The sequence below is a fragment of the Streptomyces sp. SCSIO ZS0520 genome (assembly GCF_025643355.1).
GTDB lineage: Bacteria > Actinomycetota > Actinomycetes > Streptomycetales > Streptomycetaceae > Streptomyces > Streptomyces physcomitrii.
This window is the reverse complement of record NZ_CP092644.1, coordinates 6106671-6126978: the sequence shown is the minus strand read 5'-3', so window position 1 is coordinate 6126978 and position 20308 is coordinate 6106671. Positions and strand designations below refer to the sequence as shown.

18 protein-coding genes are annotated in these 20308 nt (G+C 72.8%); 1 reads left to right on the top strand and 17 read right to left on the bottom strand.

From position 1 onward, the window contains the following. Positions 1–32: 32 nt before the first annotated feature. From MID12_RS24605 to MID12_RS24530, 16 genes are all read right to left on the bottom strand, one after another. Positions 33–1262 carry a lytic transglycosylase domain-containing protein gene (locus MID12_RS24605; RefSeq protein ID WP_263170795.1) on the bottom strand — a complete coding sequence of 410 codons (1230 nt, stop codon included), beginning with the start codon at positions 1260–1262 and terminating at the stop codon, positions 33–35. A 241-nt stretch (positions 1263–1503) separates the two neighbouring features. Then, a complete protein-coding gene (locus MID12_RS24600; protein ID WP_263170793.1) occupies positions 1504–2520 on the bottom strand; it encodes a hypothetical protein in 1017 nt (338 codons plus the stop codon). A 26-nt stretch (positions 2521–2546) separates the two neighbouring features. Continuing rightward, positions 2547–3074 carry a hypothetical protein gene (locus tag MID12_RS24595; protein ID WP_168540644.1) on the bottom strand — a complete coding sequence of 176 codons (528 nt, stop codon included), beginning with the start codon at positions 3072–3074 and terminating at the stop codon, positions 2547–2549. Between the two features lie 40 nt (positions 3075–3114). Then, a complete protein-coding gene (locus MID12_RS24590) occupies positions 3115–3762 on the bottom strand; it encodes a hypothetical protein (RefSeq protein ID WP_263170789.1) in 648 nt (215 codons plus the stop codon). A 3-nt stretch (positions 3763–3765) separates the two neighbouring features. Then, complete coding sequence (locus MID12_RS24585) at positions 3766–4278, bottom strand: hypothetical protein (protein WP_263170788.1); 513 nt, start codon at positions 4276–4278, stop codon at positions 3766–3768. Then, positions 4275–5573 carry an MlaD family protein gene (locus tag MID12_RS24580; protein WP_263170786.1) on the bottom strand — a complete coding sequence of 433 codons (1299 nt, stop codon included), beginning with the start codon at positions 5571–5573 and terminating at the stop codon, positions 4275–4277. The genes MID12_RS24585 and MID12_RS24580 overlap by 4 nt, the downstream gene beginning before the upstream one ends. Beyond that, the gene (locus MID12_RS24575) at positions 5573–6823 is read right to left on the bottom strand and encodes an MCE family protein (protein WP_263170784.1); all 1251 of its coding nucleotides are present in this window, start codon (positions 6821–6823) and stop codon (positions 5573–5575) included. The genes MID12_RS24580 and MID12_RS24575 overlap by 1 nt, the downstream gene beginning before the upstream one ends. Further along, a complete protein-coding gene (locus MID12_RS24570) occupies positions 6820–7839 on the bottom strand; it encodes an MCE family protein (protein WP_263173431.1) in 1020 nt (339 codons plus the stop codon). Before MID12_RS24570 ends, MID12_RS24575 begins: the two co-directional genes overlap by 4 nt. Before the next feature lie 11 nt (positions 7840–7850). Then, complete coding sequence (locus MID12_RS24565; protein ID WP_263170782.1) at positions 7851–8933, bottom strand: MCE family protein; 1083 nt, start codon at positions 8931–8933, stop codon at positions 7851–7853. Further along, positions 8930–9961 (bottom strand): MCE family protein, encoded by a 1032-nt coding sequence (locus tag MID12_RS24560; protein WP_263170780.1) that lies wholly within the window; start codon positions 9959–9961, stop codon positions 8930–8932. The genes MID12_RS24565 and MID12_RS24560 overlap by 4 nt, the downstream gene beginning before the upstream one ends. After that, complete coding sequence (locus tag MID12_RS24555; protein WP_263170778.1) at positions 9958–11199, bottom strand: MCE family protein; 1242 nt, start codon at positions 11197–11199, stop codon at positions 9958–9960. Before MID12_RS24555 ends, MID12_RS24560 begins: the two co-directional genes overlap by 4 nt. Further along, positions 11196–12002 carry an MlaE family ABC transporter permease gene (locus tag MID12_RS24550; RefSeq protein ID WP_040253993.1) on the bottom strand — a complete coding sequence of 269 codons (807 nt, stop codon included), beginning with the start codon at positions 12000–12002 and terminating at the stop codon, positions 11196–11198. The genes MID12_RS24555 and MID12_RS24550 overlap by 4 nt, the downstream gene beginning before the upstream one ends. 3 nt (positions 12003–12005) lie before the next feature. After that, positions 12006–12797: an MlaE family ABC transporter permease gene (locus tag MID12_RS24545; protein WP_040253991.1), complete on the bottom strand. Its 792-nt coding sequence runs from the start codon at positions 12795–12797 to the stop codon at positions 12006–12008. After that, a complete protein-coding gene (locus MID12_RS24540; RefSeq protein ID WP_078845224.1) occupies positions 12794–13831 on the bottom strand; it encodes an ABC transporter ATP-binding protein in 1038 nt (345 codons plus the stop codon). Before MID12_RS24540 ends, MID12_RS24545 begins: the two co-directional genes overlap by 4 nt. A gap of 283 nt (positions 13832–14114) precedes the next feature. Next, positions 14115–15593 carry a DUF6801 domain-containing protein gene (locus MID12_RS24535; RefSeq protein ID WP_317633426.1) on the bottom strand — a complete coding sequence of 493 codons (1479 nt, stop codon included), beginning with the start codon at positions 15591–15593 and terminating at the stop codon, positions 14115–14117. Positions 15594–15674: 81 nt separating this feature from the next. Beyond that, positions 15675–16274 (bottom strand): hypothetical protein, encoded by a 600-nt coding sequence (locus MID12_RS24530; RefSeq protein WP_040253987.1) that lies wholly within the window; start codon positions 16272–16274, stop codon positions 15675–15677. A gap of 488 nt (positions 16275–16762) precedes the next feature. On the opposite strand from MID12_RS24530, the gene MID12_RS24525 reads away from it, so the two are divergent. Beyond that, the gene (locus tag MID12_RS24525) at positions 16763–17971 is read left to right on the top strand and encodes a helix-turn-helix domain-containing protein (RefSeq protein ID WP_263170772.1); all 1209 of its coding nucleotides are present in this window, start codon (positions 16763–16765) and stop codon (positions 17969–17971) included. On the opposite strand, the gene MID12_RS24520 is transcribed toward MID12_RS24525, so the two are convergent. Continuing rightward, positions 17959–20211, bottom strand: coding sequence for a bifunctional glycosyltransferase 87/phosphatase PAP2 family protein (locus MID12_RS24520; RefSeq protein ID WP_411577001.1), 2253 nt, complete (start codon positions 20209–20211; stop codon positions 17959–17961). The two genes, MID12_RS24525 and MID12_RS24520, sit on opposite strands and share 13 nt — an antisense overlap. Between the last annotated feature and the right edge of the window lie 97 nt (positions 20212–20308).

Here is a 20308-nt window from a genome sequence, read left to right as displayed (position 1 = left end):
ACGCTTCTCCGCGGACGCCCCGCCGTGCCCGGTCAGGGGCGGCTCGCGGTGCTCGTGGGGGTTGGTTCGCCGCAGGGGTCCTCGTCCTCTTCTCCCGGAGTGGTGGTCGGGGAGGGCGAGTTGGTCGGTGTCGGGCTTGTGGTGTCCGTGGGGCAGTCGGAGGGTTCGCCCGGGTCGGTGGGTGTCGGTTCGCCGGTGGGGGAGCCGGAGTCGGTCGGGTCGGGTGTGGGGCCGCCGGTGTCCGAGGGGTCCGGGCCCGGGCTGGTGCTCGGGTCGGGGCGGTCCGGGTGGCCCGGGACTTGGCTGCCGGAGGAGGTGGGCGAGGGCTGGGGGCCGATGATGATGCCGCCGCTCTCCTTGCCGCCGCCCTCGCCGCCGACCGGGCGGGTCGCCGGGGTCTTGCCTCCCGCGCCCGGGCTGGCCGGGATCACCCCCGTGCCGTCCGGCACCGCGTGGACGCCGCTGCGGTAGAACTCCAGCCAGTACCGCACGAGTTGGAGGTACGCGCGGGAGTGGTTGTAGCTGAGTACCGCCCGGTCCAGGTCGGCCGGTACGGACAGGTCGCGGGGGCCCGCGCACAGGTAGTGGCCCGCGGCCAGCGCCGCGTCGAAGACGTTGTCGGGATCGCGGCGGCCGTCGCCGTTGCCGTCGGCGCCCCAGCGGGCCCAGGTGGTGGGGAGGAACTGCATCGGGCCCACTGCCCGGTCGTACACCGGGTCGCCGTCGTAGGCGCCGCCGTCCGAGTCGCGGATCAGCGCGAAGCCCTTGCCGTCGAGCGCCGGGCCGAGGATCCGGCCGCGGGTGGTGCCGTCCGCGGTCACCGCACCGCCGCGCGCCTGGCCGGACTCCACCTTGCCGATGGCGGCCAGCAGTTGCCAGGGCAACCGGCAGCCGGGGTCGCTGCGGCGCACCGAGGCCTCGGCCCTGCGGTAGGCGGCGAGCACGGTGGCCGGGATGCCGGACTGGGCACGGATCTGCACGGCGTCCGGCACCATCCCGATGCCCTCTTCGGCGCCGAGCGGCGGCAGTTCGGTGTGGTACGAACCGTCGCCCGGCGCCTCGGCCGGACCCGGAGCCCGCGCGGGTGCCGTGCTCTCCCCGGCCGTCCCGTCCCGGTCGGCGGCCTCGCGTACGAGAGCGGGCGCGCCCGAGGCGGTGAGCAGGGCGACGGCGGCGACCGCCACCGCGGTACCGCGTGCTCCGTGCCGCAGCCTGCGCAGCCGCCGGCGCGGTCGTCGGGATCCGCGTGATCCGCCTGTCATGGTCGTCCTCTTCCGTGTGCGTGCGGGAGCCGGGTCCGGATACGTGAGGGTCGATGGGGGCTGCTGGTGCTCGTCGCCGGCGCTTCGCGGTCCAGGGAGGCGGAGATGCCGCCCATGGCCTCCATGGCGTGGTGTGTGAGGAGCCGGGTCGGTTCAGACGAGTGAGCGGTCCAAGAGGCTGCGGGCGTTGGGGAGTTGGGGAGTGGGGAGGTCGGCGCCGGGTGGCGTGGACGCAGGCGGCTCAGGAGCCGAAGGTGTCGATGCCGGAGACCAGCCAGCGGCCGTCCTTGTGGAGGAGGTCGAGCGTGAACACCGCGCCCGCGTAACTCGCCCCGCCCTCAGTGGAGTCGGCGCCCGCTGCGTCCTTGCCGCCCTTCGCGTCCCGCTGCCCGTCCTTTCCGCTCTGCTTCTTCGGCTTGCTCTTCGCGGGCTCGCCCGCCGTGCTGACGCTGGCCTGGTCCGCGTAGACCAGGACCCTGGCCCGGTCGCCCTCGATGCGCTCCACCGCGCTGTCGGTCACGGTCGTGGTGAGCACCAGCTTCTGCTTCGGCGCCTGGGCTCTGACGTCCGCGAGCAGTGCGCGGTGCTGGTCGACCGCCTTGCCGGTCAGCAGAGTTGCCGCCGCCTCGGCCGCCTTGTCCTGGTCCGCGTAGTCGTACGAGAACAGGGCCCCGACCAGCTCGCCGACCGTGCCCTTGACCTCGCTGGTGCGGGCGAGGTCGGTGAGGGCCGTGTTGCGGGTGGCCGGGTCGTCCTCCAGGGCGGCCGAGCGGCTGAAGCCGAGGCCTGCGAAGGCGCCGAGGAGGAGGGTGAGGATGCCGAGGACGGCGAGCAGGAGGCGCGGGGTGCGGGCGGGGGCAGCGGCGGCGGGCGCGGCGGGCTTCCCCGGTTCCGGCCCCGGCTCCTCCGACTCCGACTCCGACTCCGACTCCGAGCCTGACTCCAACTTCGACTTCGGCCGAGGCTCCTCCCCCTGCGGGGCCTCTGCCTCCGGCCCCGGCTCCCCTGTCTCCGACGGCGACTCCCCTGGCTCCGGTGGCGGCTCCCCCTGTGGGCCCGCCGCCCGCGACCGCGAGTCGTCGGCCTGGTCCGGATCCGCCCCCGGCGCCCCCGGCGCGGGCAGGGTGCCGAGGGCGCCCGGGGCGGTGGCCGAGGCCGAGGCCGAGGCAGCCGAGCGGGTGGGCGGGGTCTCGGCGCGGGCGGTGCGGGCGGCGCTGAGGCGGCGCTGCCGGTTGAGGTGGTGGCGGGTTGTCGACATCCTTGCGGTCCTCCCGGGTCGCCGGTTCAGCCGGTCGCGGTGTCGCCGACCGGGGCCTGGCCGAGCGCGCTCAGTTTCCAGTCGCCCGCGGTGCGGGTGAGTTCGCCGACCATGCGGCTGTCCTTGTCGCTCGGTTCGCCCTCCGGGGCGCGGACCGTGACGCGCAGCGCGATGAGGACGCGCGCCTTGCCCGCCCGGTCGTCGAGTTCGGTGACGGCTCCGGACAGCACCCGGGCGGTGGTGACGGTCTTCGCCTGCTCGACCTGCTTCTCGAAGTCCGCGCGCCCGCCGACGAGTTGCTCGTGCAGTTCGCCGGTGGTCGACTGCTCCCACAGGTCGAGCCCGCCGGAGAGCCTGCGGTGGTCGAGGGTGTTGAGGTTCTGCACCGCCTGCTCCCCGGCGGCGAGCACCTCGTCCCGCTCGGCCGCGTAGCCGCCGGAGTCCTCGTGTGCCGCCCCGTACCAGGACCAGCCCGCCCAGGCGGCGAGCGAGCCCGCGAGCAGGGTGAGCAGCACCGCCGCCAGGAGCAGCGGGTGTGCGATCGGCCGTGTCATGCCCCAACTCCCCTGTGTTCGTGGTCTGTTCCGCGCGTACTCAGCGGGCTGCCAGGTCGACGATGCGCCACTGCCCCTCCTGGAGCCGGGCGGTCACCGCGAGCTGGGCGGCCGCGTGGGACGGCTTCTCCTTGCCGCGCCGTGCCGACTGGTCCAGATAGACGAGGAGTTGGGCGCTGCCGCCGTCGAGGTGCGCCACCCCGGCACGTACGACCTCGGTGGTCAGGGTGATCCGCTGCTCGGCGACCCGGGCCCGCAGCTTCCCGAACAGCTCCTCGTACTGTCCGGCCGCCTTGCCGCCGAGGACCTCGCGGGCGGAGCGTTCGGTGGCCGCGGTGCCCTTCGGGGTGTAGGAGAAGATCTTCGCCAGGGCGCTGCTGACCTCGCCGGTCACCTGGGCGGTGGCCCGGCGGTCGGTGAGCGCCTTGTTCCCGGCGGCGCCGGTGCGTTCCTGGTGGGCCGCCACCAGGAGCCCCGCACCGGCGAGCACCAGGACCAGTGCCCCGGCCAGGGCGGCGATCAACCACCGCGGCAGGGGCGGCCGTTCGCCCTCGCTGGCGGCCGGGACCGCGATGCCCGCCACCGGCCCGGTGTCCGACTCGGCGTCCGGCCCGGTGTCCGGCGCGTTCGGCACTTCCGGTGCGGTGTCGTCCGCCGCCGCCTCTCGGGTGCTCTCCTCGATCGCCATGGTTCACTTCCTCCCGGCTGCGCCGACGGGTACCGCGCCCAGCGCCTTGAGCTTCCAGCCCTGGCCGGTGCGGGTGAGGACGGCCTCCAGGCGTTTGCGGTCGCTGCCGGGCTGTTCTCCCTCGGCCCGGGTGACGTCCACGCGCACCGTGGCGAGCAGCTTGGCGGTGCCCGCGCGGGTGTCGAGGGCGGTGACCGCGGCCTCGGTGACCGTGGAGCGGGTGAGGGTGCCCATCTCGGGCCGGGAGCGGGCGAGTTCGGTGCGCAGGGCTCCGGTGGAGGCGGACCGCCAGGCGCGCAGTCCCGCTTCGGCGGACCGCCGGGTGCGGGCGTCGAGGGAGGTGAGCGTGGTGATGCCGGTGCGGCCCCGGTCGAGGACGGTGTCGCGGGTCCGGGAGTAGGCGGCGGAGTCGTCGGTGCGGGCCTCGGCGTAGGACCAGGTGGCGTAGCCGCTGAAGAGCAGGGCGAGGGCGAGGGCGCTCGCGGCGAGGAGTGTGCGCGGGCGGTTCGGGCTCATCGCTCGTCCCCCTGGGAAGGCTTGTCGAGCAGGTCCATGCCGAGGAGTCCGGCCAGGTCGGTGGGGCTGTGCGGGCTGGCCGGGAGGCCGAGGGCGCCGGGCAGCCGGGCGCTGGCCTGGCGGGGGTCGGCGTCCGCGCGGGCCCCGGAGGGCAGCGAGCCGGGCTTCGCCGGGTCGGGTACCGCGCCCCCGCCGGGTGCCTGCGCGGAGCCGCGGACATTGACCCCGCTCGACGCCGAAGTGGTGCAGGCGGCGCCGGAGTTGAGGGGTGGGGCGGTGCCGAGGTCGAGGCCGTTGCGGTAGCGGGTGGCGCCGTAGCCCTCGGTGCAGGGCAGCGGTTGGAAGAAGGTGACCGACATGCCGAAGTCGGCCTTCCCGCCGTCGATGGCGGTGGCCCCGGCGGCGACCACGGCGGGCACCTTGACCAGGAACTCCTCGGTGCCGCGCTGCCGGGTCACGGCGACCTCGGAGGTGGTGAGCAGATTGGCGAGGACCACGCCGAGGCTGGGGTCGAGGTCGCGCAGCACCCCGCTGACCTGGGTGGCGGCCTCGGGTGCGGCCTGGATCAGCTTGCGCAGGTCGGCGTCGGAGCCCTTGAGCGCGGCGTTCAGATCGCGGGCGCCGGTGGCGAAGTCCCGTATGGCGCGGGCCTCTTCGGCCTGGGTGCGCAGCACGGTCCGGCCGTCCTGGAGGAGCCGGGTGGTGGCGGGCAGGTTCTCGTCGGCGGCCTCGACGAAGTCGGCGCTGTTGTCGAGGAGGACCTGGAGGTCGTCGCCGCGGCCCTCGAAGGCCTTGCCGAATTCCTCGACGACGGTCCGCAGGGATTCCAGCGGCACCGACCGGGTCAGCGCGTTCACGCTGCTGAGTACGTCGGTGACCGGGGCCGGGACCTTCGTCGACCGCTGGTCGATCTCGGCCCCGTCGGTGAGGTAGGGGCCGCCCTCGCGGTCGGGCTGGAGGTCGATGTACTGCTCGCCGACGGCGGAGAGGCCGGCCACCACGGCGCGGGTGCCGGAGGGGATCCTCGGGGCGGACTTCCTGATCCGCAGTTCGGCCTCGACGCCTTCGCCGGTGAGCGAGAGGGGTCCGACCCGGCCCACCGAGACGCCCCGGTAGGTGACGTCGGAGTGGGTGAACAGGCCACCGGTGCGCGGGAGTTGGACGGTGACCCTGTAGTAGTCGGCCACCCCGGCGAAGCGGCCGAGGTCGGCGTACCTGATGCCGACGAAGGCGAGCACCAGGCTCCCGACGAGGAGGAAGGCGAGGTTCTTGAGGTGGGTGGAGAGGGTCAGCATCAGCGGGTACCTCCCGGGGAGGCGGCCGGGGTCCCGGAGGCGGTGGGCGCCGAGGCGGAGGGGGCGGTGACCGAGGGCAGCGGGAGCGGGGTGCCCGTGGCCCTCCTTCTCTCCCCGGTGGCCGGGGGCCGGGCTCCGGGGCCGCGTGCGCCCGCCGAGGGGGTGGGCGAGGGGCCGAGGACCGGGGGGATGACGGTGGTGCCGGGGACGGCGGTCATGTCGAGGTAGATGTTGAGGTAGTCGCCCTTGACGCCGCGCAGCACCTCGTCGGTGAAGGGGTAGGTGAGCAGGACCTGGAGGGAGTCGGGGAGGTCCTTGCCGGAGTCGGCGAGCCTGCCGAGGACGGGGGCGAGGGCCTTCAGGTCGGCGACCATGTCGTCCTTGGAGCGGTCGACGGTGTCGGTGGCGACCGTGGAGAGGGTGTCGAGGGAGCGCAGCATCGTCATCAGCGCGCCCCGCTGCTTCTCCAGGGTCTTGAGGCCGGGCGAGAGGTCGGTGAGGACCTTGCCGACGGCCTCCTTGCGGGTGGCGAGGCGGGCGGAGAGCTTGTTGACGCCGTCCAGGGCGCCGGTGATCGCCCCGCGGTTCTCGTCCAGTTCGGTGACGAGGGTGTCGACCCGCCGGAGCAGGGAGCGGATCTCGGGTTCCCGGCCGCCGAGGGCCTTGTTGAGTTCGGTGGTGATGGTCCTCAGCTGGTTGACGCCGCCGCCGTTGAGCAGCAGGGAGAGCGCGCCGAAGACCTCTTCGACCTCGGTGTTGCGGCCGGTGCGGGAGAGCGGGATGACGGCGCCGGGCCGGAGCGCGGCCGGGGTGGGCCGCCCGGCGGTTCCGCTCTTCTTCCCACCGGGGGCGAGGAGTTGGACGTACTTCTCGCCGAGGAGGCTGGACTGCTCGACGCGGGCCCCGGAGCCGGCGGGCAGCCGTACCGTGCCGTTGATCCGCATCCGTACCCGGGCCGTCCAGGAGTTCTCGGCGAGGTCGATACGGGTGACGCGGCCGACGGCGACGTCGTTGACCTTCACCGCGGACTGCGGGACCAGGCTGAGGACGTCGGCGATCTCGGCGGTGATCTCGTAGGGGTGGTCGCCGAGGTCGGCGCCGCCGGGCAGCGGCAGGTCCTCGATGCCGTCGAAGCCGAGGCCGCCGGTGGCGGAGCAGCCGCCGACCGCGAGGGTGAAGCCGAGGGCGAGCGCGAGCAGGGCGGCGACGGGGGCGCTCATCAGGCGCAGCCGCTTCAGGCCGGGCTTCATCGCCCTCCTCCCTTCGGCTGTGCGGCGCCGACGGCCGGGAAGGGCAGCAGGGGGCCGCCCATGCTGAGTTCGTTGAGGTTCGCGCGGCCGTCGAGGGTGCGGTGCTCGGGGTTGTAGGCGTTCAGGAGGTTCCCGGCGGCGAGCGGGGCGGTGTCCAGGGCCTCGGCCAGGGAGCGGCGCTGGTCGACGAGGGCCTGGGTGACCGGGACGAGGCGGTCGACGTTCTTCTTCAGTTCGCCGCGGTGGTCGTCGATGAAGGTCTTCACCTTGCCGAGGGCCTTGCCGAGTTCGCGCAGCGCGCCGGAGAGGTCGTTCCTGTTGTCGCCGAGGAAGCGGGTGACGTCGCCGAGCGACTCCTGTGCCCGGCGCACGCCGCCGTCCTTCTTCTTCAGCAGGGTGGTCAGGCGCTGGAGTTGGGTGAGGGTGGCGAAGAGGTCCTTGCTGCTGCCGTCGAGGGTCTTGGCGGCCTTGCCGAACTGCTCCAGGGAGTCGCCGATGGCCTCGCCGTTGCCGTCGAGGTTGGCGGCCCCGGTGTCCAGGAGCTCGGAGAGCGCGCCGTCCTTGTTGGCGCCCTCGGGGCCGAGGATCCTGCTGAGTTCGGTGACCGACTCGTAGAGCTGGTCGACCTCGACCGGGGTGGCGTTGCGGGCGGCGGCGAGGGTGGCGCCGTCCTTCAGCTGGGGGCCCTTGGTCCAGGCGGGGGTGAGCTGGACGTAGCGGTCGGCGACCACGCTGGGCGCGACGATCACCGCGCGCGCCCCGGCGGGCACCTTCACCCCTGCGTCCACGGCGAGTTCGACGCGCACCTGTCTGCCCTCGGGGTGCACTCCGGTGACCGAGCCGACGCGTACTCCGAGGATGCGCAGGTCGGAGCCTTCGTAGAGGCCGACGGAGCGGGTGAAGTAGGCGGTGAGGTGGCGCTCGCCGCCGCGGTCGAGGACGCCGAGTCCGGCCAGTGAGCCCGCGGCGAGCAGGGCGAGGACGAGGGTGCCGATCACGATCCGGCGGCGGGTGATCCGTTCCGCGGTCACCGGTCTCCCCTTTCCGTGGCGGCCTGCTGCTTCGGCGGCATGCAGCCCTCGGCGGGTCCGGAGCCCTCGGGCAGGTAGTTCCCCGGGACGACTCCGCACAGGTAGCTGTCGAACCAGCGGCCGTTGCCGAGGGTGTTGCCGACGAGCCGGTAGTAGGGGCCGACGGCGGCGAGGGTGCGGTCCAGGCCCTCGCGGTTGTCGACCAGGACCTCGGTGACCCGGCCGAGCGCCTTGAGGGTGGGGCCGAGTTCCTTGCTGTTGTCGTCGACGAGTCCGCCGAGTTCGGTGCCGAGGGCGCGGGTGCCGCGCAGCAGGCCCTTGATGGCGGCGCGCCGGGCCTTGAGTTCGCCGAGCAGGTCGCCGCCGTCGTCGATGAGGGTCTCGAAGCTGCTCTTCTTCTGGTCGAGGGTCTTGGTGAGGCGGTTGCTGCCGCGCAGCAGCTTCGCGAGCGCGGCGTCGCGTGAGGAGAGGGTGCGGGAGAGCGCGGAGAGTCCGCTGACGGCGCGGCGCACCTCGGGCGGCGAGTCCGCGAAGGTCCGCGAGATGGTCTCGAAGCTCTTCGCGAGCTGCCGGGTGTCGATCTCGTCGAGGGTGCCGCTGAGGTCCCCGAAGGCCTCGGTGACGTCGTACGGGGAGGTGGTGCGGCTCAGCGGGATGCGGCGGCCGGGGTCCTGGGGGCCGGTGCCGAGCGGGTCGAGGGCGAGGTACTTGTCGCCGAGCAGGGTCTTGAGGGCGATGGCGGCGGTGGAGGCGTCGCCGACCCAGGTGTCCTTCACCGTGAAGCGCACCCGGACGGTGGCGCCGTCGAGGCCGACCGAGGTGACCCGGCCCGCCTTCACCCCGGCGATGCGGACCTCGTCCCCCTCGGCGAGCCCGGCGGCCTCGCGGAAGGAGGCGGTGTACTCGGTGCCGCCGCCGAGCAGGGGCAGCCTGTCGACGTTGACGGCGGCGGCGCCGATCAGGGCGAGCAGCAGCAGTCCGACGAGGGCGACGCCGACCGGGTCGCGGTGCCGCAGGGGGGTGAACAGGGGGCCGCGCGGGCGGCGGTCCGGATCGCGGTGCCGGGAGGGCCACTTCATGCCCCGCACCTCTCTTCGGTGACGGGGATGCCGGTGGGCGGCTTCGAACCGTCGGAGGTCTCGACGCCGCTCACGCGCGCCTCGCAGAGGTAGAGGTTCAGCCAGGAGCCGTACGAGGCGAGCCTGCTGAGGGTGGTCAGCTTCTCGGGGCTGCGCTGGAGGAAGTCGGTGAGCTGGGTGCTGCCCTCGCCGAGGTTGCGGGAGAGCCGTCCGAGTGCGGTGATGTCCTTCTTCAGCGGGGCGCGGCCCTCGCCGAGCAGTCCCGCGGTGGTGGTGGTCAGTTCGTCCATGGCGCTGACGGCCTCGCCGAGCGGCTTGCGGTCCCCGGCGAATCCGCTGACCAGTTCCTTCAGCGTGTCCACCAGGTCCTCGAAGCCGGATTCCCGGGAGTTGACGGTGTCCAGGACGGTGTCGAGGTTGCGCACCACCTCGCCGATCACCTTGTCCTTGGCGGCGACCGTGGTGGTCAGCGAGCCGACGTGGGTGAGCAGGCTGTCGACGGTGCCGCCCTCGCCTTGGAGCACCTGGACGAGGGAGCCGGCGAGTGCGTTGACGTCCTTCGGGGAGAGGCCTTCGAAGAGCGGTTTGAAGCCGTTGAAGAGGAGGGTGAGGTCGAGGGCGGGGTGGGTGCGGCCGAGCGGGATGGTCCGCCCGGCGGGCAGGGTGCGGCCGACGGGTCCGCTGCCGCGCTCCAGGGAGACGTAGCGCTGGCCGACCATGTTGAGGTACTTCACGGAGGCGGTGACAAAGGCGGGCAGGCGGTGGTCCTCGCGGACGCTGAAGGTGACCTGGGCGAGGCGCCGGTCGACGATCTCGATGTCCTCGACCTGGCCGACCTTGACGCCCGCGATGCGCACGCTGTCGCCCTCGATCAGCCCGGTGGTGTCGGTGAAGCGCGCCTTGTAGGTGACCGAGTCGCCGACCGGGCCGCCGGCGATGCTCAGCGCGAGGACGGCGGTGGTCAGCGAGGTGACGAGGACGAAGACGAGGGATTTGACCAGCGGCCCGGCCAGTGAGGCGCGTCTCATTCCACCGTCACCTCCGTGCCCCGGTAGAGGGGTCCGGCGAGCAGGCTGCTCCAGTCGGGCAGGGGCTGCTCGCCCTTCTTCGCGGTGGGTGCGAGCAATTCGGTGACCAGGGCGTTCTCCTGCGGGGAGTTGGCGGGCCCGAGGTCCTGCCCGGCGGCTTCGGCGAGGGCGGGGGTGCGCACCGGGCTCTTGAGGTAGGGCACCGGGTAGCAGTGCGGGCCGCCGCCGGAGTCGTAGACGGGGGTGTCCGCGCCGGGCCGGTAGGCGCCGCGGGAGGGCACGGTGGTGAGGGAGACGTGCAGGCCCGGCCGGTCGGTGCCCTTGCCGAGGGCCTTGTCCATGGCGGGCACGAACTGGGCGAGGGTGCGCAGGGTGCAGGGGAAGGAGGGGGCGTACTCGGCGAGGAGTGCGAGGGTGGGGCGGCCGGTGGCGGCGAGCCGGATGATGGTGTCCTTGTTCTGCCGCAGGAAGGCGGTGAGGTCCTCGGACATCCGGGTGGTGCCGTCGTAGGTCGCGGCGAGCGCGGCTTCCTGCTCGGCGAGGGTGGAGCTGGTGGTGGTGAGGTCGTCCAGGGCGCGCACGATGTCCGGCGCGGAGTCCGCGTAGACCGCGGAGACCTTCACCAGCTGCCGCAAGTCCTCGTTGAGGGCCGGGAGTTGGGGGTTGAACTTCTTCAGGTGGGCGTCGAGCCGGGTGAGGGTGGTGCCGAGTTCCCCGCCGCGTCCCGAGAGCGCGCGGGAGACCGCGGTGAGGGTCGCGGAGAGCTTGTGCGGCTGCACCGCGGTCAGGGTCGGCAGCAGGTTGTCGAGGACCTCCTGGAGCTCGACGGCGCTGCGGGAGCGGTCCTGTGGGATGACGGCACCGGCGGCGAGGGTGCGGCCCGCGGGCCGGGCCGGGGGCACCAGGGCCACGAAGCGCTCGCCGAAGAGGGTGGTGGGCAGCATCTGCGCGGAGACCCCGGCGGGGACCTGGTCCAGGGCGCCGGGCCGCATGGCGAGGGTGAGCCGGGCGCCGGTGGCGGTGGCGTCGATGCGGCGGACCTCGCCGACGACGACTCCGCGCAGCTTGACCTCGGCGCCGCGGTGCAGCTCGTTGCCGACGCTGCCGGTGAGCAGGGTGATCTCGTCGCTGTCCTCGAAGTCCTTCTGGTAGACGGAGACGGCGAGCCAGATCAGCAGCACCGGCACCAGCAGGAAGACCACTCCGGCGGTCCGCCGCCGGGCGCCCCGGGCGTTCATCCGGCCACCTTCACCGTGGTGGTCGCGCCCCAGAGGGCGAGCGAGAGGAAGAAGTCGGTGACCGAGATCAGCACGATGGCGTTGCGCACCGAGCGCCCGACGGCGACCCCGACCCCGGCGGGTCCGCCGCCCGCGGTGAAGCCGTAGTAGCAGTGCGCGAGGATCACCAGGACGCTGAAGACGAAGACCTTCAGGAAGGAGAGCAGCACGTCGGAGGGCGAGAGGAAGAGCTGGAAGTAGTGGTCGTAGGTGCCGCGGGACTGCCCGTTGAAGAAGACCGTCACCCAGCGCGAGGCCAGATAGGAGCTGAGCAGGCCCATCGCGTAGAGCGGGATGATCGCGACGGTTCCGGCGATGATCCGGGTGGTCACCAGGTACGGCATGCTGCGGATCCCCATGCCTTCGAGGGCGTCGACCTCCTCGTTGATCCGCATCGCCCCGAGCTGCGCGGTGAATCCGGCGCCGACGGTCGCGGAGAGCGCGAGGCCCGCGACGAGGGGCGCGATCTCGCGGGTGTTGAAGTAGGCGGAGACGAAGCCGGTGAAGGCGGCGGTGCCGATCTGGTTGAGCGCGGCGTAGCCCTGGAGTCCGACGACGGTGCCGGTGAACAGCGTCATCGCGATCATCACGCCGATGGTGCCGCCGATGACGCCGAGCCCGCCGGAGCCGAAGGCGACCTCGGCGAGCAGCCGCTGGACCTCCTTGAGGTAGCGGCGCAGGGTGCGCGGCACCCACAGCAGGGCGCGGGCGTAGAAGAGGAACTGTTCGCCGGAGCGGTCCAGCCAGGCGAGCGGGGAGGCCATCGCTCAGCCTCCCTTCGGCGGGACGATCTGGAGGTAGAGGCCGGTCATCACGGTGTTGACGAAGAAGAGCAGCAGGAAGGTGATGACCACGGACTGGTTGACCGCGTCCCCGACGCCCTTGGGCCCGCCGCGCGGGTTGAGCCCCCGGTAGGCGGCGACCACGCCCGCGATGAAGCCGAAGATCAGCGCCTTGAGTTCGCTGATCCACAGGTCGGGCAGCTGGGCGAGGGCGGAGAAGCTGGAGAGGTACGCGCCCGGGGTGCCGTCCTGCATGATCACGTTGAAGAAGTAGCCGCCGAGGGTGCCGACCACCGAGACCAGTCCGTTGAGCAGCACCGCCACCAGCATGGTCGCGAGCACCCGGGGCACCACGAGCCGCTGCACCGGTGAGATGCCCATGACCTCCAGGGCGTCCAGCTCCTCGCGGATCTTGCGGGAGCCGAGGTCGGCGCAGATCGCGGAGCCGCCGGCCCCGGAGATCAGCAGGGCCACGATGAGCGGGCTCGCCTGCTGGATGACGGCCAGGACGCTGGCGCCGCCGGTGAAGGACTGGGCGCCCAACTGCTGGGTGAGGGAGCCGACTTGGAGGGCGATCACGGCGCCGAAGGGGATCGAGACCAGGGCCGCGGGCAGGATGGTGACGCTGGCCACGAACCAGAACTGCTCGATGAACTCCCTGAACTGGAAGGGCCGCCGGAAGGCCGCCCGGCACACCTCGGCCGCCAGGGTGAAGAGTCGGCCGGTCTGCCGGAGCGGGCCGAGCAGCGGGGAGGGGGTGCGCGGCGGGGCGCTCATGTGCCGCTCCGCCGGGTGGGCAGCGGGGGCGGTGGGGTGAGCGCGGCCTGCTCGGTGCCTGCCCAGCCGGGCGCGGTGGCCCCGTAGGCCTTGCGGATCTCCGCGCGGGCGGCGGGCGGGAGCTGGTCCAGCAGGGCGAGGACCCGGCGGCGGCGGCGCTCGGCGGCCTGCCGGGGGCCGAGTCCCGGGGAGGGCTCCAGCTGCGGGGCGAGCGGCGGGAGGGGGGCCGAGGCGAAGCCGTCGGCGGCCTCCCGGGCGAGGGTGGCGGAGTCCTTCTCCTCGGTCATCCCGATGGGGCCCTCGCGGCGGCCGTTGAGGAACTGCGCCACCACCGGTTCCTCGCTGGTGAGCAGGACCTCCCGGGGGCCGAAGGTGACCAGGCGGCGCAGGTAGAGCATGCCCATGTTGTCCGGCACCGTGGAAGCGATGTCGAGGTTGTGGGTGACGATCAGCATGGTCGCGTCGAACTCGGCGTTGAGGTCGATGAGCAGCTGCGAGAGCAGCGCGGTGCGCACCGGGTCGAGGCCGGAGTCGGGTTCGTCGATGAGGATGATCTGCGGGTCCAGGACCAGGGCGCGGGCGAGCCCGGCGCGCTTGCGCATCCCGCCGGAGATCTCGCCCGGCAGCTTGCCCTCGGCGCCCAGCAGCCCGACGACCTCCATCCGCTCCATGACGATGCGGCGGATCTCCGACTCCTTCTTGCGGGTGTGCTCGCGCAGCGGGAAGGCGACGTTGTCGAAGAGGGTCATGGAGCCGAAGAGGGCGCCGTCCTGGAACATCAGGCCGAAGAGTTTCCGGGTCTCGTAGATGTCGCGTTCCGCTCCGCCCGCCATGTCGACACCGTTGATGAGCACCCGTCCCCGGTCCGGTTTGAGCAGCCCGATGAGGGATTTCAGAAAGACGGTCTTTCCGGTGCCGGAGGGTCCGAGCATGACGCTGACTTCTCCGGCCGGGAGGGTGAGTGACACGTCCTGCCAGATTTCCTGTTTCCCGAAGGACTTGGTGAGGCCCTCGACGACCACTTCGATTCCCATCACACCTCCCGGTCCTGTGTGGTACGCGACAGAAGCTGAGCGAAGAACTGAAAGCGAGGAACTGGAAAACGAACGCGAGCTAGGTGAAAGCGCGCCGGAGCCGAGACGGAAAGGCGGCGCGGGGAAGCGGTGCGGGGCGGCAGTTCGCGGGAACCGTATGACCGGCCTACTGCCGAGTACAAGCGGTCGAACGGCAACTTTCCCGTCGTTCAGGCAAGTTGGTGCGGTTCTTGTCATCGGCTGACAAAGCACCCCGGGCGCTGCTGTCGGCCGCTGAGCAGAGTCAGCGCTCGGGGTCCATGGCGGGCAGCGGCGGTACGGCCGGGGGGCACCAGGCCGTCGTGGTGGGCGTGCAGGTCTTCTCCTGGGCGAACTCGACATGGTTGCCGGGTCCGGAGATCGCCGCGGTGAACAGCGGGTCCAGGTCCTCGCCGCCGGTGCCGCAGCCGCTGAACTCCGGGATGGCGATGTCCCCGCGCAGCCGCCCGCCGGTGAGGACGTTCGCGTACTCCGGGGCCTTGCCGCGCAGCACCACCTTGAACGGCTCCTTCGTACGGCAGTCGGGGCCGACGTCCAGCGGGGTGCCGTTGACCTTCACGTCGTGCAGGCGCAGCGACTGCCGGAAGGCGATGACGGCGAAGTCCGTGCGGGTGCCGCCCGCCGGGCGGTAGCTGCCGGTGGAGATGCTGAGCGGGCCGTTCTCGAAGGAGACCTTCGCGGTGACCGGCTGGAAACCGAAGGTCAGGAAGGTGGATTCGGCGTCCGGCAGGTCCAGGGAGGCCAGCGAGTCGATCCGCGAGTAGTTGTCCGGCCGGGTCACCGACTGGGTCTGCAGCGAGACGATCACATTGGTGACCGCGGGCTGCCGCTCCGGGTCGTTGATGACCATCGCCCCGTTCAGCTTCTTCACGCCGGCGTAGCCGAGGGCGTACGCGCAGCCGTGGGCCGGGGCCCGGCCGGGGACCGGCGGCGGCGCGTAGTCCGGCGGGGGCAGCGCCTCGCTGAAGTCGATCTCGCCGGTGGGCAGTTCGGGCGGGCAGGACTCGGCCCCGGCGGCGGGCTCCACGGGGTCCACGTCGATGCCGTCCCCGTCCTCGGGCCGGCCGGTGGGCTCCGTCCCGGGCGCCTCGGAACCGGTGGCCGGATCGGTGGGCCCGCCGGGTCCGGTGACCCGTACGGTCGCGAGGCGGGTGTCCTCGCCGGGGGCCGCCGCGCAGTCCAGGGTGCGAGTGGGCGGCGCCTCGGCGCGGTCCGGTCCGGTGGCGGTCAGGGCGAGGGTGAGCCGCCCGGCGGTGAAGCGCGCCTCGCCCGCGGAGCCCACCGTCACCGAGGGCACCGGGCCGGTGTGCCGGAGGACGAGGGGCTGCCCGGGGCGCACCTCGGCGCCGGCCCCGAGGTCCTGCCAGCGCGCGGTCGCCGTCTCGGAGCCGTGCGCCACCTCGACGCTCAACTCGGCGGTGCCGGTGAGGTGTTCGGGGTCCTCGGGGAAGAGCGCGGCGACCTCCTCCGGGTCCAGGGTGACCCCGACCGAGACCGCTTCCGGCCGGATCGGGCTGCCCGCCTCCGCGGCCGCGGGGAACCGCGCCTCGACGACCGTCTCGGCGCGCAGCTCACCCCCGGCGAACCGGCAGTCGTAGTCCGCCGCGCCCGCCGCGTCCACCTCGTCCTCCGAGGCCGCGCCGGGGCCCGCGAGCAGTCCCGTCAGCAGCACGACCGCCGCCGCCGAGGCCAGCCGCGCCGCCCGCCGCCGCTCCACCGTCACACGCCTCAACTCGCCCTGCCCTCCTGCCGGGAGCGGGGCCCGCGCCCGGGCGGGCCCCGCGTGGTGGCTGCCGTGCCGCGGTCAGTCCAGGGTGATGGTCTGGCCCGGGGTGACCGCGTAGGCGGCCTCGAAGGAGGCCACGTCGCCGTCGTTGATCAGGCCGAGGCAGTTGGCGTTGGAGGCGGTGAGGTCGCCGCCGCCGTCCACCACGAGTTCGCTGGTGGCGTTGTCGAAGTAGCCGGTGACGTCGCCGCTGAAGTCGGCCGAGCAGCCGGTGCCCTCGATGTGGGCGGTGATGCCGGTGATGGTGCCGTCGACGCGGTCCGGGTCGCCGGAGTTCACACCGGAGACGTTGAGCGCCCACGGCGTGCCGGAGGCGGTGACCTCGAAACTGATCCCGGCCAGGCCGCAGTTGTCGAAGGTCAGCGAGTCGATCTGGCCGATGCCGGCGCCGTTCAGGCCCGAGCCGCTCTTGACCGAGCCGGTCGCGTCGGAGCCGTCGCAGGTGAGGGTGGCCGCGGGCACCGTCAGCGTCGGAACGTCGGCGTGGGCCGTGATGGCGCCGCCCGGCGCGACCGTCCAGGTGGCCTGGGCCCCGGCCGAGGCGGAGGTGGCGGTGAGTCCGAGGGCGAAACCGCCGGCGGCGGCCACGACGGCGAATCTGCGCGCAAGCTTGTGCATGAATTCGAGTCCTTCCGGATTTCCTGCCGCACCGGGAATCCGGGGCCGAATACAGCCCCGGATTCCCGGTGCGGCGCACTTCGCGGAATCGGCCGACCAGTCCCATTGATCAACCGAGCGAGCACCTTGCGCCGTTGACGCTACGAGCGGGTAACCGAGGGCGGCAAGTGATGCGCGAAAGAATCAAGAAGGGCGATTGCCCGGGGTCGCCTTCTTGTCTTTCCCTGAGGGCCCGCCGCATTCTTCTTGTCGCCCGGTGAGCAACTGCCGCCCCCGCCGCGGCGGTCGCGGACCCTACCGCCGCCGCCTCGCACAGTCCATGCTCGATACAACTCTCAGCGTCACGACTCTGTCCTTGTCCGTAACCGTCGTCTATGTTCAACAGCCGCACGCCCTACGGATCGCGCCCCACCCCCACCGCCCGTACGCGGGCACGCAGGTCCCCCCACATCGTCTGGATCCGGACGACGGAGCAACCAGGGAGAGACATGCCCAGATCCATCGAACCGGCCGTCGGCGGCGAGGCCCTGCGCCCGCTCCCCACCGAGTTCGCCGTGGTCCTGCAGCCCGAACTCCCCTCGCTGATCAAGGAGATCAGGCTGGAGGTCACCCGCGCCTATCCCGAGTACGCGGCCCTGCTGGACGGCCCCTACGGCGAGTCCATCCGCTTCGGCGTGGAGCAGAGCCTGTCCGTCTTCGTCGAACGGGTGGCCTCGCCGAGCGCCACCTCCTCGCTGCGCGACGAACTCTGCCGCGGCTTCGGCCGGTTCGAGGCCTACGAGGGCCGCAACCTGGAATCCCTCCAGGGCGCCTACCGGCTCGGCGCGCGGCTCGCGCTGCGCCGCGCCCAGAAGCTCGGCCGCCGCTACAGCCTCTCCCCCGCGCTGATCCTGTCCTTCGCGGACGCGATCCTCAGCTACGTCGACGAGCTCGAAGCCCTCTCCCGCGACGGCTATATGGAGGCGCAGGCCCGCAACGGCACCCGCGACGAGACCCGCCGCCGCAGGCTGCTGCACCTGATCCTCGCCGGGCGGCCGGTGCCGCAGGGCGCGCTGACCGAATTAGCCGAGCAGACCGGCTGGCGGCTGCCGCAGCAGGTCACGCTGGTCGCGCTGCGCGGTCCGCTGACCCTCGCCCAGGGCGATCTCGACATCGATGTCCTCTCCGACCTGAGCTATCCCCAGCCCCACCTGCTGATTCCGGGCCCGGTCGACGAGGACCGGCGAAGATCCCTGGGGTCCGCCCTCGGCGCCACCCGCGCCGCCGTCGGCCTGACCGTGGACCTCGCGGACGCCGCCGACTCGCTGCGCTGGGCCCGCCGCACCCTCGAACTCGTCGAGTCCAAGATGATCGCGGACTCCCCCCTGGTCTTCGCCCGGGACGAACTCACCACCCTGTGGCTGCTCTCCGACCCGGCCCTCGTCGCCCATCTCGCCGCCCTCGAACTCGCCCCGCTGGACGGGCTGCCCGCCTCCCGCCGCGACCGCCTGGTGGAGACCCTGCGGGTGTGGCTGACCACCCGGGGCACCGCCGACCAGGTCAGCTCCCTCCTCGGCGTGCATCCGCAGACCGTCCGCTACCGGCTGCGCAACATCGACTCGCACTTCGGGGACCGGCTCGCCGACCCCGGGCACCGCTTCGCCACCGAGGCCGTCCTGCGGGCACTGGAACTGCAGGGCAACCGCTACGCGGACTGAGAGGCATGTGCGGGCGGGGCCTCGGGGTGGTCGCCGCCGTCGGCGGAACCGGCCTTGTCCGCACCGGACTTGCCGGACCCGGACCCGTCCGTGCCGGACTTGCTGCCGGACCCGGCCCCGGACTCCGACTCCGCCCCGCCGAGCCCCTGTTCGTGTTCGTGCTCGCGGGCCGAGGCGCGTGCCGTGGCCCGGGCGTCCTCGGCCGCCGCGAAGGCGGGGATCGTCCGCGGGCGCGGACCGGACAGCAGGTGGACGAGGCCGAAACCGGTGCCGATGACGACCGCGCCGCCGACCGCGTCCAGGATCCAGTGGTTTCCGGTCGCCACGATCGCGGAGATGGTGAACAGCGGGTGCAAAGTGCCCAGCGCCTTCATCCACCACTTCGGCGCGAGCGCGACGATGACGATGCCGCACCACAGCGACCAGCCGAAGTGCAGGGAGGGCATGGCGGCGTACTGGTTGGTGAGCGCGGTGAGCGCGCCGTAGTCGGGCTGACTGAAGTCCTGGACGCCGTGCACCGTGTCGATGAAGCCGAGGTCGGGCATCAGCCGCGGCGGGGCGAGCGGGTAGAGCCAGAAGCCGACCAGCGCGAGCAGGGTGCCGAAGCCGAGCGCGGAGCGGGCCCAGCGGTAGTCCACCGGGCGCCGCGCGTAGAGCACACCGAGGATGCCCAGCGGCACGAAGAAGTGGAAGGTCGTGTAGTAGAAGTCGAAGAAGTCCTGGAGCCAGGAGACCTTCACCACCGCGTGGTTGACCCAGTGCTCGACGTCGATGTGCAGGAACTGCTCCAGCGAGTAGACCTGGTCACCGTGTCTCTCGGCGGTGTCCCGGCCGCCCGCCGCCACGGTCCGGATCTCGGAGTAGGCGGTGTAGCCGACCCGGATCAGGGCGAGTTCGAGCAGCAGATTGGGGCGGGTCAGCACCTTGCGCCACACCGGCAGCAGCGGCACCCGGCGGAACCGGGTGGGCCCCGGCGGCACCGAGTCGGTGGGGATGGGCCGCGCGTAGAAGACGGAGTCCCGCGAGAAGAAGGGCAGCACACAGGCGGCGGCGACCACCGCGAGCAGGACGAGGTTCTCCCGGATCGGGGTGAGGATCACATCGTCGGGGACCAGGACCGAGGCGGGCAGGGTCATCACCAGGACGACGGCGACCGGCCACATCGGCCGCGCCGAGTCCCGCCGCCCCATCCGGCCCGAGACCGCGAGCAGCAGCCACAGGAGCTGGTGCTGCCAGGCGGTCGGCGAGACGGCGACCGCCACACAGCCGGTGAGCGCGACGGCGAGCAGCAGCTGCCCGTCGCGGGCGTAGCGCACCGCCCGGCGCAGACCGGCGACCGCGACGGCCGCGGCGAGCAGCAGGAAGAGCGCGATCTCCACCGGGCCGTCGAGGCCGAGCCTCAGCAGGGCGCCGTGCAGCGACTGGTTGGCGAGCGCGGCCGGATCACCGCCGAGCCCCGCGCCCGCGAGGTGGTGGAACCAGTACGTCGAGGAGTCGCTCGGCAGCGCCGCCCAGGCCAGCAGGGTGCAGGCGAGGAAGGTGGCCGCCGTGGTCAGGGCGGCCCGGCGGCGCTCGGTGCACCACAGCAGCACCGCGAAGAGCAGCAGGGTCGGCTGGAGGGCGACGGCGACACCGACCAGGACACCGCTCGCCCGCTGCCCGCGCACCGCGAAGCAGCCGAGCAGGACGAGCAGCACCGGGATCACGCTCGTCTGCCCGAGGTAGAGGGTGTTGCGGACCGGCAGCGACACCATCAGCAGGCAGATCGCGAACGGCGGGGCGAGCAGCGCCGTCCGCCGGGACACCGGCTGCGGCAGGGCGCGGGCGGCGAGCAGCGCCACCACGACGACCAGGAGCAGGGTCCCGAAGGTCCAGCCCCAGCCGAGCGCGTCCTCGGCCGCCCGGGTCAGCGGTCTCAGCACCACCCCGGCGAAGGGGGTGCCGGTGAACTGGTCGGAAGCGTAGAGGGAGCCGCTGACATGCAGGACGCCCTCGGAGCCGACCCAGGTCTCCAGGTCGATGAGGCGCTCGTCGGGCGGCAGCCTGAGGACCGCGGCCACCTGCCGCACCGCGAGGACGGCCGCCATCAGCCACAGACCGATCCTGACGAGCGCGAAGCGCGTCCTCGCGGTGTCCGCGCCCGCTGCCCCGAAGGCGCCGCTCACCTCTGACTGCCGCACATCTGCCACGCCCAAGTCGCTCCGCCCCGCTCCTCGCTGGTGCCACGCCCGCAGTGACATGGTCCCATCCGGCACCTCACGGTCCCCGTCCAGGGAGACGCGGGCAACCGGGGCTTCACCTGACAGCCGCCTCCGATCCGGCCCGAAGACCCCGAAC

Bases quoted from the DNA above. Each gene is read 5' to 3' on its own strand.
- MID12_RS24550 (WP_040253993.1), bottom strand. From the start codon at position 12,002: ATGGCCTCCCCGCTCGCCTGGCTGGACCGCTCCGGCGAACAGTTCCTC.
- MID12_RS24555 (WP_263170778.1), bottom strand. From the start codon at position 11,199: ATGAACGCCCGGGGCGCCCGGCGGCGGACCGCCGGAGTGGTCTTCCTG.
- MID12_RS24590 (WP_263170789.1), bottom strand. From the start codon at position 3,762: ATGGCGATCGAGGAGAGCACCCGAGAGGCGGCGGCGGACGACACCGCA.
- MID12_RS24605 (WP_263170795.1), bottom strand. From the start codon at position 1,262: ATGACAGGCGGATCACGCGGATCCCGACGACCGCGCCGGCGGCTGCGC.
- MID12_RS24600 (WP_263170793.1), bottom strand. From the start codon at position 2,520: ATGTCGACAACCCGCCACCACCTCAACCGGCAGCGCCGCCTCAGCGCC.
- MID12_RS24580 (WP_263170786.1), bottom strand. From the start codon at position 5,573: ATGCTGACCCTCTCCACCCACCTCAAGAACCTCGCCTTCCTCCTCGTC.
- MID12_RS24560 (WP_263170780.1), bottom strand. From the start codon at position 9,961: ATGAGACGCGCCTCACTGGCCGGGCCGCTGGTCAAATCCCTCGTCTTC.
- MID12_RS24575 (WP_263170784.1), bottom strand. From the start codon at position 6,823: ATGAAGCCCGGCCTGAAGCGGCTGCGCCTGATGAGCGCCCCCGTCGCC.
- MID12_RS24545 (WP_040253991.1), bottom strand. From the start codon at position 12,797: ATGAGCGCCCCGCCGCGCACCCCCTCCCCGCTGCTCGGCCCGCTCCGG.
- MID12_RS24595 (WP_168540644.1), bottom strand. From the start codon at position 3,074: ATGACACGGCCGATCGCACACCCGCTGCTCCTGGCGGCGGTGCTGCTC.
- MID12_RS24565 (WP_263170782.1), bottom strand. From the start codon at position 8,933: ATGAAGTGGCCCTCCCGGCACCGCGATCCGGACCGCCGCCCGCGCGGC.
- MID12_RS24585 (WP_263170788.1), bottom strand. From the start codon at position 4,278: ATGAGCCCGAACCGCCCGCGCACACTCCTCGCCGCGAGCGCCCTCGCC.
- MID12_RS24525 (WP_263170772.1), top strand. From the start codon at position 16,763: ATGCCCAGATCCATCGAACCGGCCGTCGGCGGCGAGGCCCTGCGCCCG.
- MID12_RS24540 (WP_078845224.1), bottom strand. From the start codon at position 13,831: ATGGGAATCGAAGTGGTCGTCGAGGGCCTCACCAAGTCCTTCGGGAAA.
- MID12_RS24530 (WP_040253987.1), bottom strand. From the start codon at position 16,274: ATGCACAAGCTTGCGCGCAGATTCGCCGTCGTGGCCGCCGCCGGCGGT.
- MID12_RS24520 (WP_411577001.1), bottom strand. From the start codon at position 20,211: ATGTCACTGCGGGCGTGGCACCAGCGAGGAGCGGGGCGGAGCGACTTG.